This window comes from Candidatus Poriferisocius sp. (assembly GCF_965208475.1).
In the GTDB taxonomy this organism is placed as follows: domain Bacteria; phylum Actinomycetota; class Acidimicrobiia; order Acidimicrobiales; family Bin134; genus Poriferisocius.
Map to the genome: position 1 here is coordinate 1275377 of NZ_OZ242338.1, position 17231 is coordinate 1292607.

General features: G+C 64.3%; 17 protein-coding genes. 8 read left to right on the forward strand and 9 right to left on the reverse strand.

Annotation, left to right across the window (positions count from 1 at the left end; translation table 11 throughout):
* The 3 genes from ACOGXA_RS05975 to ACOGXA_RS05985 all read right to left on the reverse strand — a co-directional run bounded on the left by ACOGXA_RS05975 (window position 1) and on the right by ACOGXA_RS05985 (window position 2631).
* Window positions 1-1074 carry an alpha/beta hydrolase family protein gene (locus ACOGXA_RS05975; protein WP_419926362.1) on the reverse strand — a complete coding sequence of 358 codons (1074 nt, stop codon included), beginning with the start codon at window positions 1072-1074 and terminating at the stop codon, window positions 1-3.
* 73 nt (window positions 1075-1147) lie between these two features.
* Window positions 1148-1642 (reverse strand): (2Fe-2S)-binding protein, encoded by a 495-nt coding sequence (locus ACOGXA_RS05980; protein ID WP_419926363.1) that lies wholly within the window; start codon window positions 1640-1642, stop codon window positions 1148-1150.
* Between the two features lie 41 nt (window positions 1643-1683).
* On the reverse strand, window positions 1684-2631 hold the full coding sequence (locus ACOGXA_RS05985) for a DUF1989 domain-containing protein (protein ID WP_419926364.1): 948 nt from the start codon (window positions 2629-2631) through the stop codon (window positions 1684-1686).
* A gap of 14 nt (window positions 2632-2645) precedes the next feature.
* Here ACOGXA_RS05985 and ACOGXA_RS05990 point away from each other — a divergent pair, with 14 nt between their 5' ends.
* On the forward strand, window positions 2646-2825 hold the full coding sequence (locus ACOGXA_RS05990; protein WP_419926365.1) for a hypothetical protein: 180 nt from the start codon (window positions 2646-2648) through the stop codon (window positions 2823-2825).
* Window positions 2826-2850: 25 nt separating this feature from the next.
* On the opposite strand, the gene ACOGXA_RS05995 is transcribed toward ACOGXA_RS05990, so the two are convergent.
* The 3 genes from ACOGXA_RS05995 to ACOGXA_RS06005 all read right to left on the reverse strand — a co-directional run bounded on the left by ACOGXA_RS05995 (window position 2851) and on the right by ACOGXA_RS06005 (window position 6124).
* Window positions 2851-3279 carry a RidA family protein gene (locus tag ACOGXA_RS05995; protein ID WP_419926366.1) on the reverse strand — a complete coding sequence of 143 codons (429 nt, stop codon included), beginning with the start codon at window positions 3277-3279 and terminating at the stop codon, window positions 2851-2853.
* A gap of 67 nt (window positions 3280-3346) precedes the next feature.
* Window positions 3347-4756 carry a Fic family protein gene (locus tag ACOGXA_RS06000; protein WP_419926367.1) on the reverse strand — a complete coding sequence of 470 codons (1410 nt, stop codon included), beginning with the start codon at window positions 4754-4756 and terminating at the stop codon, window positions 3347-3349.
* A 177-nt stretch (window positions 4757-4933) separates the two neighbouring features.
* Window positions 4934-6124: an amidase family protein gene (locus tag ACOGXA_RS06005; RefSeq protein ID WP_419926368.1), complete on the reverse strand. Its 1191-nt coding sequence runs from the start codon at window positions 6122-6124 to the stop codon at window positions 4934-4936.
* Between the two features lie 81 nt (window positions 6125-6205).
* Here ACOGXA_RS06005 and ACOGXA_RS06010 point away from each other — a divergent pair, with 81 nt between their 5' ends.
* On the forward strand, window positions 6206-7303 hold the full coding sequence (locus ACOGXA_RS06010) for a ring-opening amidohydrolase (RefSeq protein WP_419926369.1): 1098 nt from the start codon (window positions 6206-6208) through the stop codon (window positions 7301-7303).
* 1 nt (window position 7304) lies between these two features.
* The gene (locus tag ACOGXA_RS06015; protein ID WP_419926370.1) at window positions 7305-7868 is read left to right on the forward strand and encodes a carboxymuconolactone decarboxylase family protein; all 564 of its coding nucleotides are present in this window, start codon (window positions 7305-7307) and stop codon (window positions 7866-7868) included.
* 11 nt (window positions 7869-7879) lie between these two features.
* On the opposite strand, the gene ACOGXA_RS06020 is transcribed toward ACOGXA_RS06015, so the two are convergent.
* Window positions 7880-9622: a CocE/NonD family hydrolase gene (locus tag ACOGXA_RS06020; protein ID WP_419926371.1), complete on the reverse strand. Its 1743-nt coding sequence runs from the start codon at window positions 9620-9622 to the stop codon at window positions 7880-7882.
* A gap of 94 nt (window positions 9623-9716) precedes the next feature.
* Between ACOGXA_RS06020 and ACOGXA_RS06025 the strand changes: the two genes are divergently transcribed.
* From ACOGXA_RS06025 to ACOGXA_RS06035, 3 genes are all read left to right on the forward strand, one after another.
* A complete protein-coding gene (locus tag ACOGXA_RS06025) occupies window positions 9717-10913 on the forward strand; it encodes an NADH:flavin oxidoreductase (protein ID WP_419926372.1) in 1197 nt (398 codons plus the stop codon).
* A 116-nt stretch (window positions 10914-11029) separates the two neighbouring features.
* Window positions 11030-11983: a cyclase family protein gene (locus ACOGXA_RS06030; RefSeq protein WP_419926373.1), complete on the forward strand. Its 954-nt coding sequence runs from the start codon at window positions 11030-11032 to the stop codon at window positions 11981-11983.
* Window positions 11984-11997: 14 nt separating this feature from the next.
* On the forward strand, window positions 11998-12906 hold the full coding sequence (locus ACOGXA_RS06035) for a DMT family transporter (protein ID WP_419926374.1): 909 nt from the start codon (window positions 11998-12000) through the stop codon (window positions 12904-12906).
* Between the two features lie 15 nt (window positions 12907-12921).
* Here ACOGXA_RS06035 and ACOGXA_RS06040 read toward each other — a convergent pair whose 3' ends face one another.
* A complete protein-coding gene (locus tag ACOGXA_RS06040; protein ID WP_419926375.1) occupies window positions 12922-14133 on the reverse strand; it encodes an FAD-dependent monooxygenase in 1212 nt (403 codons plus the stop codon).
* A 143-nt stretch (window positions 14134-14276) separates the two neighbouring features.
* On the opposite strand from ACOGXA_RS06040, the gene ACOGXA_RS06045 reads away from it, so the two are divergent.
* A complete protein-coding gene (locus ACOGXA_RS06045; RefSeq protein ID WP_419926376.1) occupies window positions 14277-15497 on the forward strand; it encodes a M24 family metallopeptidase in 1221 nt (406 codons plus the stop codon).
* A gap of 21 nt (window positions 15498-15518) precedes the next feature.
* Complete coding sequence (locus ACOGXA_RS06050) at window positions 15519-16187, forward strand: dienelactone hydrolase family protein (RefSeq protein WP_419926377.1); 669 nt, start codon at window positions 15519-15521, stop codon at window positions 16185-16187.
* A gap of 4 nt (window positions 16188-16191) precedes the next feature.
* Here the strand turns inward: ACOGXA_RS06050 and ACOGXA_RS06055 are convergent, their stop codons facing one another.
* Window positions 16192-17199, reverse strand: coding sequence for an amidohydrolase family protein (locus tag ACOGXA_RS06055; protein WP_419926378.1), 1008 nt, complete (start codon window positions 17197-17199; stop codon window positions 16192-16194).
* Window positions 17200-17231: the final 32 nt, after the last annotated feature.

A 17231-nucleotide genomic window follows, 5' to 3' on the forward strand; every position in this document is an offset into this window, starting at 1 on the left:
CTACTCCCCAAGTGTCCGGGCCAAGTAGTCGGCCATGCGGGGCCGGACCACGGGGCCCATGTTGTGACAGCAGTGGTCCCCATCGGGCTCAACCACGATCTCGGCCAAATCGTTGTGGGCCAGTCCTGCCTGTAGCAGCTCGGTCTGGTGCGGAGGGAAGATGGGATCGTGGACCCCCTGGATCAACAGGGTGGGGCAAGTCAGATCGCCAATGGTCTGCGAGAGGTCGAACGTCTCTTGCAGATAGGCGCGGCCCTCGTCGAGGTCTTCGAACCCCGACACGTAGACGAATCCGCCGCGGGTATGGGGAGGCATGCCGTCGAAGTCGGCCATGTTGGAAAACCCGCCCCAAGCCACGCAGCTTTTCAGCCGCTTGTCCAGGGCCGCCGACTGCATGGCGTAGTAGCCGCCCAGGCTGCGGCCGAGAATGCCGATTCGGTCGCCGTCCACCTCCGGACGGGGGGCAATGGCATCGAGAACAGCCGAGGTGTAGCGATGGAAGTCGGCGCAGAGTTTCACGTCGAAGTACATCTCGCCCTGACCAGGACCGTCGAAGGCGAAGGTTGCCAACCCACGGCGGTGGCAAAGCGCCTCGAAGTGGTAGCTCTCCTCTTTGGTGGACTCCAGGCCTCCGATGAGGACCGCGCACGGGTGCGGGCCGGGTCCTTCCGGGAGGCGGAGATAGCCGGGGATGGTCGTCGATTCGAATTCGATCTCCACCCGCTCAGCCGGAGCCACCAGATGGGGGGCCGCCAGCTTGTACATCTCGACCTTCTTGTGCTGGCCGTGCTCGCGGCGCTCGGGCTCGTGGAACCACATGAGCTGGCCGTAGTGCCATGACAGCGACGAGTGCCACAACCATTCGCCCCCGCTTACCCGGTTACCGGCCTCGAGTGCAGCCAACCCGAGAGCTTCGTACCGCTTGGCGGTCTCAGCCCAGAACGGCAGCCATTCAGCCAGATCATCCAGTGCCCGGGCCGCCGCGAAGTCGGGGTAGGGAATGCCGTCGGAGAGCATCCTTCCCGGGTTGAGGATTGCCTCCACTTTCTCAGGAACTAGGTCGTCACTGCCCATGGCTTGCCTGCATTCTCGAGAGCGGATTTCGGGTCATCGGCTTCTTCACCCCTGTCCTGGGACACTAGACGACTCACTCGCGGTCGGTGTTTGGAACGGCCGGTTGGCTGGCAACGGTGGCCATGACCGCTTCGATGATGCCCTGATAGCCAGTGCAGCGGCAGATGTTCCCGCTGAGCGCTTCCCGAATCTCGGGCTCGGTCATCGTGGACATCTCATGGAGCATCGAGTCGATCGCCATGAGCAGGCCAGGGGTGCAGAATCCACATTGCAGCGCGTGGGCCGCGCTGAAGGCCGCCTGGAGCGGGTGCAGGTCCGGGCCGGTCGCCATGCCCTCGACGGTGCGGATGGCCGAACCATCGGCTTGCACCGCGAAGAGCAGGCACGACCGAACGCCGTCGCCGTCGAGTTGAACGGTGCAAGCCCCGCAGACGCCGTGCTCACAGCCAACGTGCGTCCCGGTCAGGTGAAGCTCGTGCCGTATGAAGTCCGAGAGCAACAAGCGGGGCGGCACTGAGCGCTCGTACATCTCACCATTGACTTCGACCGTGATCGGGTGGGTCTTCATTGAAGTTCTCTCTGGGCAGTGATCGCTCACCAGCGGCCCAACTAGTCCGAGGCCGCCTGATCCAAGTGCTTCGGACCCTTCATGTAGTTCACGATCCACCAGCTGAAGAACACGTACCGGAGCACATCGGCATCGGTTTCACCGAATTCTCCCGTCGCCACCAGCTCATCGAGCATGGTTTGGTGCTCCGGGCTCAAGCTGACGGGAACGTCGGTGAGCGCAATGGGGTAGTTCACGTAGTTCGGGACGTAGGAGTCGTCCTTGTAGAGCTCGCGATCAGCCTTGATGGGCTGGGCGGCCAAGTCTGCCGTGATGAGCTGGGATCTGTATTTGACCAGCTCGGGCCGGCCTTCGAACTGGGCGAGGTCTTCGGACAGGCCCTCGTAGATGGCCAGCCGCAGTGGCTTCAACTCAAAGCTGCTGGTGGCGAAAGTGTCAGCGCCGCACACGTTGGGCACGGCCAGCAGGTCGATCAAGGCGATGATCTCCACGTAGTCGCCGTGCTTGGCCACGTTTTCGGCGATGAAAGGGTGTCCGGCCTGGTCGACGCCGGTGTGCATGAAGAAGTTGAACGAGTCATGCACATCGTCGCTGGTCAAACCGTATTCCCTTTGCGCCTCGGCCTGGATGTCGTGGCAGTTCGTGTGGGGCTCCACCCCGAACTGGTATTCGTACAGCAAGCCGCTGCACCGCGGATACAGCACATCGTTGGTTCCGACGGTGTCGGCGATGATCGCCGCTATCGGCCGATCCCGCGGCGGCGCCGACCATAAGAAGTCGCCCGTGGTCGGGTGCATTCCGTGCATGTGCCGGGTGCGACCGGTGTGGAAGTACTCCTTGTAATCGTGGAGGTTGAAGCAGTTGAAGTCGGCGCACTGACCGGCCACTCCGATCTGCTCGAGTCGCATCACCTGTCCGGCCAGGAGCTCTACGGCCTTGCCGGTGGCCGGTTCCATAACATGCTCATACAGCAGTTTTCGCTCGGTCATGAAGCATGTTCCTTGTGGAACTCCCGCAAAGCTCGGAGCAAGAGCTCTTCTCGGTCACCGGAACTGGTTTCATCAACGGAATCGTCGACCAGTTCAAGTTGCTGCTGGTTCAGACGGACCACAACTTCTCGGAAATATCCATCATCTTCGTCGGACATGACTGGTCTCCGCTCGTTCAAATTGCGCTTGTCTGAGGCAATTTACCAGAGAACCTCCGGCTCAATTCAGGGGATGATCCACCACCGCGATGGCGTCGATCTCGACCATCAGCTCAGGGACGACGAGCGCGCTGATCTCAATCGTCGAGCTCGCCGGGGGGTCCACCGGGAAGTACCGCGCCCGAACCTCTTGCACCGCGGGAAGGTGAGCCATGTCGGTGAGGAACACCGTCAACCGCACCACGTCTCCCAGCGTTGCCCCGCCCTCGTTGAGCACCCGCTGGAGGTTCTCCAACGTCACCTCGGTTTGAGCCGCCGGATCGCCCACCCCGATGACCGCGCCCTCTGGATCCAGAGCCACCTGCCCGGCAACAAAGACCATCCGGCCGGAGCCGCACACGACACCCTGGGAGAACGGCTGAGGATGCTCAAAGCCCGCAGACGACGGATCCCACACCCCCGCCGGGCGCAACACGTGCTTGTCGACCATCGAACTCGAACCTCCACACGGGATGCGGCCAGCAGAAGCCTGGCCAGCAAACCCTACCGCCCATGCTTCATTCGTAGCGGTGGCGTCCTTCGTGGTCGACGGGGAGAACGCATCGGTTGCTGCTTCGCGAGCTTTTTCTGGAGCATTGCCATGCGTTTCCGCGGTGGCTTTTCTCTGTCGACCGTGCCCGTTTCCCAGTTCCGCTCATAGCCGCGGGGGCCACGCCACCCGCATCAATCCGCTGGAGCGTTTGGGATGCTGCGGAGGCTATGTCGCTTGTCCGCAGCACTTTTTCGGCTATCTCGACGATCTCGGCCGCTCGCCATACCTGCGTCTTGCCGCTGTTTCCCATTTTCTTGACGATGTTCGCTTTGGCGAGATCGCCGATCCCGCGTCGTATGGCCGTGATGGAGGTGCGGCCTTCCAGTGCTGCGAAGAGCGTGTCAGCGGTGAACACCGGCTGAAAGGGAATCTCGGAGGCGATCTTCCACACCGCCGAATCGTGGCGGGTGCCGCCGAGTCGTTGCAGCCAATCTACCATCAGCCTCTCTGTGAGGGCGGCCGCTGCGCGGACTTGCTCGGCGGCCTCCTGGGCGCAGTCGGCGAACATCCCGATCCTGGGTTCCAGCGCCGCTCCGCGTTGAGGGTCGTGCGGGGGCCCTTCCCAATGGCTGTGTTGAAGGGCTGCGTAGTACCTTGGCCGATCAGCGAGGATGTTTCTGCTGATCGGCAGGTGTATGGCATACTGGCCTTGGCCGCCAAACAAGGCGATCGGGATAAGCGCTCGCCCTATGCGACCATTGCCGTCGGGAAATGGGTGAATGGTCTCAAACTGGGCGTGGGTGACAGCTGCCTTCAGAACGGGCGAGTGGCCGCTGTGGTTGATGTAGTCGAGCAGATCGCCGAGCAGCGGCCTGATTTCCTCAGCCGGCGGGGGAACGAACTGGGCCCCGATCGGCCCCATTCCCGACACGGCCGGCGCGCCTATCCATATCGGACCCGATCTGAGTCGCCCGCCGTGCTGCGGGCTGGGAGTCTTCGCCATCAGCGTGTCGTGCAGGTCGCACAAGCGGTCAACAGTCAGGGGTTCGCCGCTTTCAGCGATTCCCAAAGCCTGTTCCAGCATCTCCCAATTGCCCACTGCCGCCCTGCTTGATGGGTCGCCGCCCTCGCCGCCGCTCATCGACATTCCTTCCAAGCTGGTAAAAATGCCTTCGATGGCACTGGAGCTGAGGCTCTCGCCTTGCGCCATGATGCTGTCAGCGGCCCACTGATACGACCTGTTGGCGGTTGTCGTTGCAAGAGCGTCGAGTATGTCCGCATCGGCGGAAGCGATCCGGTCGCGGACGCGGCGACTCAGACTCGGCTCCCATCCGACCAGCGGATGAGGCACATAAGCGCCGTACTCGTGGGCGCCGCCAGGAGGCCACATCCGCGTCACATATCTACCCATGCTTCTCTTGCCGAAAACCCACATATCCGCCCAGACACACATTATACGCCCACTAAACGGCAAATAGCCCTCTATCTGGCCCCAAAACAAAGCACTGATGTCGCAAAGTGGGTGTGAAAGGGCGGAAAGCGATGGTAAGTCGGCTGGACGCTCCCCCACCCCACTACGCCCAACGCCCTGCTGAAGCGTCGAACTCTCCCCTCACTCACCTAGCGAGACCATCAGATCCAGCAGGCGATGATCTGCGCCGGCAGCGGTGAGCAGGCCGATGCCAACCGACCGGGATTCGTCATGGTGGCGGACGGAGAACACCGCCTGGGGGGCTCCGGTGAGGCTGCTGGGTGCGGCGAGCCGGAAGCACCCGCTTCTGAACTGGGCCAACCGGTCGTCATCCCATGCTCGCATTGGACCGTGCTCGAGCATCACCGGGAGCACTAAGACTGTTCCCGGTTCGACTGCGGCGGTGAATGCCTTGGCGTATCTGAACCTCTCCTGATGGTCTTGTTCCTTGACCTCCGCTGGATCTCGGGAAAGGCGCTCGCATCGCTCCAGCCTCGACCGCACATCGTGGGCCAGAGTTGAGCCGTGCTCTTCGACCCAGCGACCGTGGTTCGACCAGATTTCCCGTCCTTGAAGTCGGGCGAACAAGTCTCCGACATCGGTGCTGGTGAACTGGCCGAACTCGACCTCTTCGAATGGCACTCCCATGATGGAGGCCGCGGCCTCGGCGACCGACCTTCCGACTCGTTCGGTGTCGGCGTCAGCCGTGCCGAAGACGTCGGCGGCGAGCTTGACCCCGACGGGCGGGACGAGGTTGGCAGCCTGCGGCGCGAGCACCTTGAGCGCATCGGCGATGGTCGAGGCCCGAAGTCCGAATATTCCAACAACGTCGAATGATTGCGCTAGCGGGATCACCCCATGGGGGGCGATCAAACCATGCGATGGCCTGATGCTGTGCAGGCCGCACGCGGCTGCGGGCACCCGGATCGAGCCTGCGGTGTCGGTGCCGAGGCCGATGTCGGCCAGTCCTGCCGCCACTGCCGCGGCTGACCCCGACGATGAGCCTCCGCAGAAGAGCCGGTTGTCGAGTGCATTGGGCGGCGGCGCCCCCTCGCCCACGTTGCCGATCAGCGAGTATGCCAGCTGATCCAGCTTCGTCAGCCCGACGAGGTCGGCGCCGGCGTTGAGCATGCGGGTCAAGATCGGCGATGTTTCTGACGGTTCGGCATGGGTTGCCCGCCAGCGCTCGTGGCCGAACGAGCTTCGATGGCCCTGTAGGCTGAAGAGGTCCTTGGCCACGAAGGTGCGGCCCCGCAGACTGCCTTCTTCGGAGCCGCCTATGGCAACGCTGTTGGGCACGAAGGCCCCGACGTCGGTCGGGTCAGGGGTCATGGTCCTTTCCATCCTTCGTCCCGCAGTCTGCCAATATCTAGGGACCTTCAACGTTAGTGAAACCGAGGGAGCGTCCGTCCGATGCCTTTTGAAGTGCGCAAGATCCCATTCGAACACGTCACGGACACCGCCGGGCTCGAACAGGCCATCGCGGGGGGCGCCTTCCGGGGCGATCAGATCGTCGGGGTGGTCGGCAAGGTCGAGGGCAACGGCGGCGTCAACGACTTCTCCCGCATTTTGGCCGACAGGGTGCTTCGCGACTTCCTCGTCGAGCACTGCGGACACTCCCAAGAGTCGGCGCTCCAAGTGCCCATCGCCTGGTCCGGCGGCACCGACGGGGTGATCTCGCCCCACATGACGGTGTTCGCCAAAGTCGACGGCCCGGCTGAGCCGGCAAACGAGAAGCGCCTCACCGTCGGGCAAGCAGTCTCTGTGCCGATCCTGCCTGAGGAGATCGGTCGCCTGGCCATGCTCGACAAGGTGGCCGACGCGGTGAACCTGGCCGTCGCCGATGCCGGTATCGACGATCCGGCCGATGTCCACTATGTGCAGACCAAGACGCCGCTGCTGACCGCCGAGCGGATCGCCGATGCCCATGCCCGGGGCCAGACGGTGGCGCTGGAGGACACCATGGAATCGATGGCGGTCTCCAACGCCACCTCGGCTCTGGGTATCGCCACTGCACTCGGCGAGATCGAGCGGCCCCGCGAGGACCAGATCGCCAAAGACCTCTCGGTCTACTCGTCGGTGGCCTCGTGCTCGTCAGGCGTTGAACAGACCCAGGCTCAGGTGGTGGTGGTCGGGAACCGCCTCGGCGTCGGCGGCCGCTACCGGGCGGGCCATTCGATCATGGAGGACAACCTCGACTTCCCCGGCATCTACCGGGCGATTCGCTCCGCCGGCCTCGACCTGCCCGAACGGCCCATCCCCGAAGACCTCGACGGCCGCGTGGTCAACTGCTTCATCAAATGTGAGGTCCATCCCAGCGGCCGACTCCGAGGGCGGCGCCAGGTTTCGCAGAACGACTCGGACATCCACCACACCCACCACACCAAGGGCGCCGTGGGGGGCGTTGCCGCCGCCGCGCTGGGAGATCCTGCCGTGTTCGTCTCGGTTGCCGGGCTCCAATCCGGCCCCGCGGGGGGCGGATCGGTGGCCGCCATCGTCGACCTGCGCTGATATGGCGCGACTGCCCGGCCTGCCTCCCGCCGACCTCAACCCCGAGCAGCGGGCCCTCTACGACTCCATCGCGGGGGGCGATCGGGCCAAGGACGCCTCGTTCCCGCTGGCCGACGGAAGCGGCGCCCTGATCGGTCCCTTCAATGCATTGCTGTACAGCCCTCGGGTGGGCGACGCAGTCCAGCAACTCGGTGCCGCGCTCAGGTTCCACGGCAACCTCACCGCGCCCGTGCGCGAGCTGGCCATTCTCGCGGTGGCGACATACCACGACTGCGAGTTCGAGCGGTGGGCCCACGAGCCGATCGCGCTGCGGGTCGGGCTGACCGATGAACAGGTCGCCGCCCTGCGGGCCGGAACCCGCCCCGACTTGGAGGCCGCCGACCTAGAGTCGGCCTACGACGTCTGCCAGTCGATTCTGCACAGCAGAGCCATCAGCGACGACGTTTATCGCCAAGCAGTCGAGGCGCTAGGCGAAGACCTCGTCGTCGAGCTGATGATTGTCGTCGGCTACTACGGGATGCTGGCCCAGCTCATGAACACTTTCGAGGTTGAGCCGCCTGCTTGACGATTCCCCGCTCAGCCGTTCGGAATGCGCGGCACCAAAACCCAGTTGGGATGGTCGGGGCCGAAATGCACCGTGACCTGATTGTCGAAAATCTCCGGCGGGCGATTCCTGACATCGTCGTGCAGGAATGGGCCACACCCGCGTAGCTCGTTCTTGAAGTTCGACAGCTTGAGCCCGGTGGTATCGCCGGCCCATTCGTAGTCACGACCTCGAATCGAGAAGCCGATGCGATAGCCCGCAGGGATCACGATCGACGTCGGCCAGATCTCGATGTCCAGCTCATAGATCTCCCCCGGTGTTAGCGGCTGCTCCTCGTCGTGGGTGTGGTAAGGCCGCCACACCTCCGACAAGGACTCGTCCAGCTTGCGGTGCGATGCCCGCAGCCAGCCTTGAGCGATGGGCGTATGGGGGTCGATCGCTCCCATGAATGTCACTTCTTCCCCATTTGGGTCGAAGACCCCGAACACCAAGAACAAATCAGCATCAATGGTGGACGACGAGATGTGGAGCTTGGCCGAGAGCGGACCGGTCACCTCGGTCTCCTCTTCGACCGGCGCCATGAAGAATGTGAGCCCGTCGCCCATGGCGTCATAGGAGATCGTCGCCGGTGTCGTGACCGGGTCATGCGCCAGCGTCTGGTCGGACGGGTCGAGATGCAGCATGGTCCAGTCGGTGCGCGGGATGGGCCAGTCGGATTCGGCCCGCTCGACAAAGCGATCAACGTGGCGGACCAGAAGCTGCACCCTCGGCTGATCGTCCCAGGCGGCGTCGTCGCCCTGGAGGTACTTGGCGAAGAATCGCTTCTGGAGCTGAACGCCGTAGTCGGTGTAGTACTCGGTCCAGTGCTCGATGCCGTGGCACTCGAGGAACTTCTCGGTGGAAGCGGCCCGGATGTAGGCCTCGATGTTGCCCCGGGGGTGGAGTCCCTGCCCGCCCCAGTTCGACGCCGACAGAAACGGCACGGTCACCTTCGACCAATCGGGAGACCGGTCTTGGTGGTACTGGTCGTCGAGCGGGTGCGAGGCGATCTCGTTGCCGAAATCGCACCGATTAGCCCGCAGCTCCTCTTCGCTCAGCGTCTCGGGGCCGGCGACCAGCTCACCGGTCACGATGCTTCTCGCCCCGTTCTCGCCGACGCCGTGCTGCACGGTCTTGATCTGCATGTCGTACCAGTTGTCCCAAAAGGTCGACAGGATTCCCCCGTGGTAGGTCATGTCCCGGTACCAGTCGGCGGCACCCTCCCAGGGGATCATTGCGGTGAGGTGGGGAGGCTGGAGCGAGGCTACGTGCCACGAGTTGATGGCGTAGTACGAGATCCCCGAAAGGCCGACCTTGCCGTTGGACCAGGGCTGCACGCCGGACCACTCGATGCACTCGTAGAAGTCCTGGGTCTCGCGGGGTGAGAAGTGATCGATGTAGCCGGGGCTGCGGCCCGCCCCCCGGGAGTCCACCCGAACGCACGCGTAGCCCTCCGGCACCCACTTCTCGGGATCGCACACTTCCCAATTCTGGTATTTGTTGGTCGAACCGGCCGCCACATCGGGGTGCTCCTCGACCATGCGGTCCCAGGCGCTCGGGTAGCCCTCTTGAAAGGCCAGTCCCTTGGCGTAGGGGCCGTAGCTCAAGATGACCGGGTACTTGCCGTCGTCGTCGGGGCGATACACATCGGCTCGCAACTGAAGGCCGTCGTCCATCTCGACGGCCACATCCCAGTCGATCCGCATGCCGTCTCGAACTTCGCTGCTGGTGCTCATGAGTCCCCTCTTTGGATTGGGCCGCTTGCGTCAGCCCGCGCAGTCTAGGAGCCTTCTCAGAACTGTTCTCCAAAACTCCAACTGGGAAGCTCCTATGCATGCCTTCACGCCCGGGCAAATCGGTCGCCTCGAGATCGAGAACCGCTTCGTCCGGGCGGCGACATCGGAGACAATGGCCACCGACAGCGGCGCAGTCACGCCGGCGCTAATCGAGCTCCACCAGACGCTGGCCGCCAACGGTGTGGGGCTGTCACTCCTCGGGCATGCCTTCGTCTGCCCTGGCGGCCAATCCCTGCCCAACCAGACGGGGATCCACGACGACGCCATGATCCCCGGCCTGGCCCAGCTAACCGACGCCGTCCACAACGCTGGTGGGCGGATCTTCGCTCAGCTCGCCCACGCGGGAAACCAGGGCGGGATGCCCGGCCTTGCCCAACTAGCCCCGTCTTCGGTCGCCAACGCCCTGACGGGGTCGGTGGCCGAGCCAGCCCGCAACGACGAGATCGAAGAGGTGGTCGACGCTTTCGGCACGGCGGCTGCCCGAGCGGTGGACGCGGGGTTCGACGGGATCCACATCCATGCCGCCAACGGGTACCTGATCAGCTCGTTCAGTTCTCCGCACTCCAACACCCGTTCTGATCGGTGGGGCGGCGATGCCGAGCGGCGATCACTGCTGCTGGCTCGGGTGTACCAGTCGATCCGCGAGGCGGTCGGGCCCGATTTCCCGGTGACCGCCAAGGTCGGCATGGTCGATGAGGTGGACAACGGCTTACTGCTTGCCGAAAGCGTCGAGCGGGTACGGACTCTGGCCGGCCTCGGACTCGATGGCGTCGAGGTGAGCGTGGGACTCATGGCCACGGGCGCCGACTCGTGCCACAAGTACGTGGCCGTCGATGGGCGGCGGGCCTTGGCCGACCACCTCTACCACCGGATGTTCTCGCCGCCGAGTAGCGAGGCGTACTTCGAGCCGTTCGCCCGGGCCGTCCGCGAGGCCGTTCCCGACTTGACGTTGCTGCTCGTGGGCGGGATCCGCACCACCGAGACGGTCGAGCGGGTGCTGGCCGAAAGATCCTGCGACTTCGTCTGCTTGGCCCGGCCTCTCATACGGGAGCCGGATGTGGTGGCCCAGATCAAGGCCGGCCGTCGCGGCCGGTTGGATTGCACCTCGTGCAATCTCTGCCTCGAGAACGAAGGGACCCATCCTTTGCAGTGCTGGCGCACGCCGCGTGTGCGGCTCCTCCACGCTGCGGCGGCCCACCTTCGGCGCCGGATTCACGGTGGTGTCCACTAACCGAATCTCTACAGTGCTGGAATCAGGTGCACACTTGATACTCGAATGAAAGTATGCACCCACGCCACGTTCGCCGGCTTCGTGGCCGGTGAACACCCGAGGGAGGAGTCGAGGGTATGGCTGCACCGGATATCACCGTTGAGTTGTTGAACCACTACTGCGATGAGTACCGCAACTGGGGCCGCTGGGGCGACGACGACGAAATCGGGACCCTGAACCACATAACCCCCGAGAAAATCGTCGAGTCGGCCGGTCTCGTTCGCCAGGGGAAGGTCTTCTCGCTGGAGTTGCCCCTGGACGGGAACGGGCCTCAGACCGGCGCGTTCGGCCGAGTCAACCCGATTCATCAGATGGTGGCCACCGGCACCGATCACGTCGAGGGCGCCCAGGATTGGCCGATGGGCTGGGGGGTTGCCGACGACACGCTGTTCTTGTTCTTGCAGGGTGGCACCCAGTGGGATGCCCTGGCCCACATCTTCTACGACGGGAAGATGTACAACGGCTTCGACGCCCGGCTGGTGTCAAGCAGCGGCGCCGAGAAGAACGGCATCGAGAATCAGAAGACGGTGGTGTCGCGCGGCGTGTTGTTGGACATTCCGCAAGTGCGCGGCGTCGAGTACCTGCAACCCGGCGATGGCATTACCGGCGATGATCTGGACGCAGCCTGTGAGCACCACGGCGTCGAGGTGGGCACCGGCGACATCGTCTTGATCAGAACCGGTGACATGGCCCGGCGACGCGAGCTTCCGGGCTGGGATGGGTTTTCGGCCGGCGACTCCCCCGGGTTGTCGCTTTTGGCCGCGCCCTGGCTGGCCGAACGAGAGGTGGCGGCGATAGCCACCGACACTTGGGGTGCCGAGGTGCGTCCCAACGAGATCGAGGGCAGCTTTCAGCCGCTGCACTTGGTGATGGTGGTCAGCATGGGGCTGTTCGTCGGGGAGATCTGGTACCTCGACGAACTGGCGGCCGACTGCGCCGAAGACGGCGTCTACGAGTTCCAGCTCGTCGCCCCGCCGTTGGTCATACCCCGCGCCGTGGGGTCGCCTCTCAACCCCCAGGCAATCAAGTAGAGACCAAGCAAGAGGTGGTAGAAGGATTCGCAGGTCGCCCAACGCGGCTCTCATCCCACGCCATCGGGCTGCTCTTAACCACCCTCGGCGTCCTGGTCCTGTCGCCCGACAGCCTCTTCATCCGGCTCGTGGATGCCGACGTATGGACCATCGTGTTCTGGCGCGGCCTCCTCATGGGCCTGACCATCGTGGCCGCAACGGCAGTGTGGTCGCGAGGTGGCACACCAGCCCAATATCGCTCTCTCGGTCGCGTGGGGCTCGTCGTTGCCATGCTGTTCGGATCGCAGCTCACATTGTTCGCAACTTCGATCACCCGCACGAGCGTGGCCAACACGCTGGTCATTTTCGCCACCGCTCCGCTGTTTGCTGCGGTGCTCAGCAGGATCTTCCTCGGCGAACCTGTCCCCCTGCGGGTCTGGCTGGCCGTGACCGCCAGCTTGGGAGCGATCCTCTACATCTTCTTCGGCAGCATCGGCACCGGCCGCATCGGCGGCGATCTCGCCGCCGCGGGCGCCGCCCTGGCCATGGCCATCGGCCTCACCGTCATGCGCCGCAACAGCCACGTCAGCATGGTCCCGGCTTGGGGGATCGGCGCCTTGTTGGCCGCTGGTTTCGCCGCCTCCTTTGCTGATCCGTTCGGCATCTCTGGTGAAGACGTTGCCGTTCTGCTTCCCAGCGGGATTCTGGTGCTTCCCATCTCTTTTGCCCTGATTGGAAACGGCCCGAGACGACTCTCAGCCCCTGAGACCGGTCTGCTCATGATTCTCGAGACGATCATCGGCCCCTTGTGGGTGTGGTGGATTCTGGAAGAGCAACCCAATGCTGAGGCTCTGATCGGCGGGGCGGTTGTCATCGCCGTTCTGGTGGCCAACTCACTGGTCGGACTCCGCCAGCCGCGCCTTCGTGAGCCCGCAGGCAAATGAGTGGGGACAGCCGGCTCAGTCTCCCGGACCGAACAGACCGAACCGCCACGCCGGATCGCCGGGAATCATGGTCGACTCGAATTGCGCCCGCTCGCCCATGCGCCGCGACTTGGCGGCCACAGTCTGGGCCAGGTCGAGTTGCTGACGCTCCCAATCAGCCAGCGCCCCATCCAGGTCGTCGCCCGTGGCCAGATGGTCGCGCAGCGCCCATCCGTCGGCGCACGCTTTGGCCGTTCCGGCAGCCACGTGGGGGCGCAGCGCAGTAGCCGCATCGCCGATGAGCGCGATCCGGCCATGCATGAATCGGTCGGCGGCCATGTCGAATATGGCCTGGATGAACGGTTCCTGGCAGGCCAAGACCAGTTCCCGCAACTGGGGAGCCAGCAGCCGCTCTGCGTCTTGGCGCAGAGCAGCCACAAAACGGTCTTGGGCCAAGCCGGGCGGCATGGTGGCGGGGCGGCGCACCCCGTTTTGATCCACCATGAGCTCCTCGAACTCCGACCCCGGCGCATTGCGGTACCACACGAAGTTGAGCGCCCGCTCCCCCGGAGTTATCGAGTCCCCGGGACCGGGAATGGCATAGGCCAAAATGTGAGCGTTGTCGAGCACCTGATAGACCATGGCGTCCTCGAAGATCGCCGCGGTGCTCGGCTCAAGGTCGCTCTCCAGCACGGTGCCCCGCCACGCCACATACCCGGCGTAATCGGTCGTGGTATGGGGTGAGACGATGCTGCGCACGGTCGAGGCTATGCCGTCAGCGGCCACCAGCAGATCGCAGCCACGCGACTCGCCGTACTCGAACGAAATGGTCACCCCCTCCGGCGTCGGAGCGCATCCGGCAACGCCGTGGGACAAGTGATAGCGATCGGTGGGCAGCACCTCGAGCAGCGCCCGGTAGAGGGTGTTCCAGGATGTGAACCGGTTGTGCGTGGGAGCAGCATCGACAATGGCACCGGACTGATCGACGTAAGTCCAGTACGTGAGGGTCAACGCCACATCGGCGGCGCCGGCGCGGCCTTCCCCCAGCGCCGAGCCCCTCTCGGTGAAGTAGCGCTCGGTCATCGGCAGCACGACGATGCCCGCGCCTCGGCCTTCCAGCGCGCTGGTGGACCGTTCATAGACGTGGACGTCGTGCCCCAGCTCATGGAGGAGGATGCCGGCCGTCAGCCCGCCGATGGACCCGCCGGCGATGGCGATTTGGAGCGGGTTGATCCCCGGCGATGTCATGCAGCGGTTCCCCAGCGAAGCTTGGTGACTAGTGGTGGCAAAGAATAAGTGGCGTGCGATAGCGATGCACTCCGATGACGGGGGCGACGCAATCGTCCGTCTTTGTAGGCTGTGTCACTCCCCCATCCCCGATCGGAGTACTGATGGCGGGCTACGCAAGAGGGCCATTCGCAGTCGACTGGGAAGCCCGATACGACATGCCTCGACTGCGGATCGAGCGCGTCGAGGCCGCGCAGAGCGAATTGCGAAACCAGGGCGTCGATGGGCTGCTGGTCTGGAAGGACGAGAACGTCCGGTATCTGACCTCGCTGCGGGCACAGCTCATCGCCGGTAAGACCACCGCGCTGAACGGCGCTCTGCTCCAACCCGACGACGATCCCGTGCTCTTGTGCTCGGGCGGCGAGATCGACAAGGCACGCCTGGGCATGCCGTGGATCGGCGAAGCGCACGCCATCCCCATCATGGAGCAGGCCGAGTTGGTGGACGGGTTCGTGAAGGACATTCTCCGGCCCATCCTCCAGAACCGAGGTTTGGACAGCAGGCGGCTGGGTCTCGACGCCGCCAACATCTCGTTCATCGAGGCCCTCCGCAACCATCTCCCCCACCTCGAGATGGTCGATGGCGATCAGCTCATGCAACGAGCCCGGCTCATCAAGTCCGACGTCGAGATCGACATCATCGAAGAGGCGTGCGCCATCGGCGACGCGGTCACCCAACGGGCGCTCGACGAGACCCGAGCCGGCCGGCGCGAGCTGGAGATCGCCGGCGATGCCATGCAGACGCTGTTCTATCTCGGTGGCGAGATGGCCCACGTCATCACCCCGTTCGTCGCCTCCGGCGAGCACATGTCGCCCCCTCATCGGCTGGCCACCGACAAGCTCACGAGGAACATGGACCTCTGTTTCATCGACATCGGCGCCATGTGGAATGGGTATTTCGCCGACATCGGACGGACCACGATCATCGGGAAGCCATCCCGGCGCCAACAAGAGATCTACACGGCCGTCTATGAGGGGCTCATGGCCGGCATCGACAAGATGAGGCCGGGCTTCACCAACCAGGACGCCGCTGATGCCATCGTGGAGACAATCGGCGGCCACGGCCTCGAAGAGCACCTGTTCAGCCTGTTCATCGGCCACGGAATCGGCATGGGCGCCAACGAGCCGCCCTACATAGGCGAGAACATGCCCGGTGCCACCGTGTACCCGTTCGAGCCGAACATGGTCTTCGCGGTCGAACCGCTCGTGTGGGTGCCCGACGTTCCCGGCGGCGGCGGGGTCAGAATCGAGGACATGGTGCTGATTACCGATGGCGAGCCCCGTGTCCTCTCCAGAGTCGAATACGAGGAAAGGCTTTTGCTATGACTCTCAGGCCAAGGCTCGACCATGGGTGAGGTCGTAGAACTCGAGGCCGCCGACGGCCACCGGCTGTCTGCCTATGTGGCGGGTCGCCTCGATGCCGCGGCTGCCGTGGTCATTGTGCAAGAGGTCTTCGGGGTCAACGCTCACATCCGGTCGGTTGTCGAGACCTACGCCGACATGGGATACCTCGCCATCGCGCCAGCAATGTTTGATAGGGCCCAACGAGGGGTAGACCTCGGCTACACCCCCGAAGGTCTGCAAACCGGCCTGGCGATCCGCTCCCAAGTGGACTGGGCCACAACTCCGCTCGACATCTCTGCCGCGGTCAACAGCGTCGGCCAGTCGCGCCCGGTTGCCGTGGTGGGATACTGCTTTGGCGGAGGTGTCGCCTGGCTGGCCGCCAACCACGTCCCCATCCAGGCCGCCGTTTGCTACTACGGAGGCCAGATCCGCGACTTCATAGACGTCGCGCCCCGATGCCCCACCATGCTGCACTTCGGAGAGCTCGACCCAATGATCCCGCTCGACGACGTCGCCGCCATCGCCGCCGCCCATCCCGAGGTCGAAGTACACGTCTACGACGGTGCCGACCACGGATTCAACTGCGACATCCGCGACTCCTATCACCCGTCCGCCGCCGCCCTAGCTCAGCAGAGAACCAACGAATTCCTCCTCTTGCACCTCGGGGGATAGCTGCCTACAGGCCGAAAACCCGTGCGGCGTTAGCGCCCTTCATGGCAACCCGGTCGGCATCGGTCAGGCCGTCGGTGCGGTCGATGAGCCCCATCGGGTCGGGTTCACCCATGTCGAAGGGGAAGTCGGTGCCGGCCATCACCCGGTCGCTGCCCACCACATCGACGAGGTGGCGGAGGTAGAGCGGCTGGAAGACCATCGTGTCGTAGAGGAGGCGCTTCATGTAGTGGCTGGGCGGATGGTCGGGGATGTTCACCCTGGTCTCGGGGCGGACCTCCCATGTGTGGTCGGAACGCGATGCGTAGAAGGGGAGGTAGCCGCCTCCGTGAACTAGAACCAGCTTGAGCTGGGGAAGCTCCTCAAACAGCCCCGAAAAGATCATGCGGGTGGCGGCCACCATGGTCTCCAGCGGATTTCCGATGCAGTTGGTCATGAAGTAGTCGCCGAATCGGTGGCTCTCCTCGTACCCGTTCGGGTGCAAGATGACCGGGATCCCCTTGGCCGCCACTGCCTGCCAAAACGGCCGAAAGCCCGGTTCGTCGAGGTTGCGGCCCGCGATGGTGCCGCCGATCTGCAACCCCTTGAAGCCCAGTTCGCCGACCGCCCGGTCCATCTCGGCAATGGCCAGGTCGACGTCTTGGAGGGGGACGGTGGCACCGAACGCCGAGAAGCGAGACGGCCGGTCGGACACCGCCTGAGCCAGGTTGTCATTTTGGAGTCGAGCAGCTTCGGCGCCCACGGGCGGCGGCGCCCAATACCCGTACTCGGAGACGAACGTGGACAGGCCCTGAATGTCGACTCCCATCTCGTCCATGTGCTCGATCCGAGCTTCGGGCTTTGTCAGAGCATCGAAGATCTTGGGGATCATGACCTTGTTCTGGTCCAGTGATTCCTGGCCCATGTAGTAGATGTAGGGCTCGTCTTGAGGCCGCCCGTGGGGGCTGAGCAGCTCACCAGCCGGCGGCGTGGCCAGATGGCAGTGAACGTCGATTGTGGGCGCTTGTTGAGCCACTCCTGGTCCCCCCTGACCGCATTCTCCTAGTA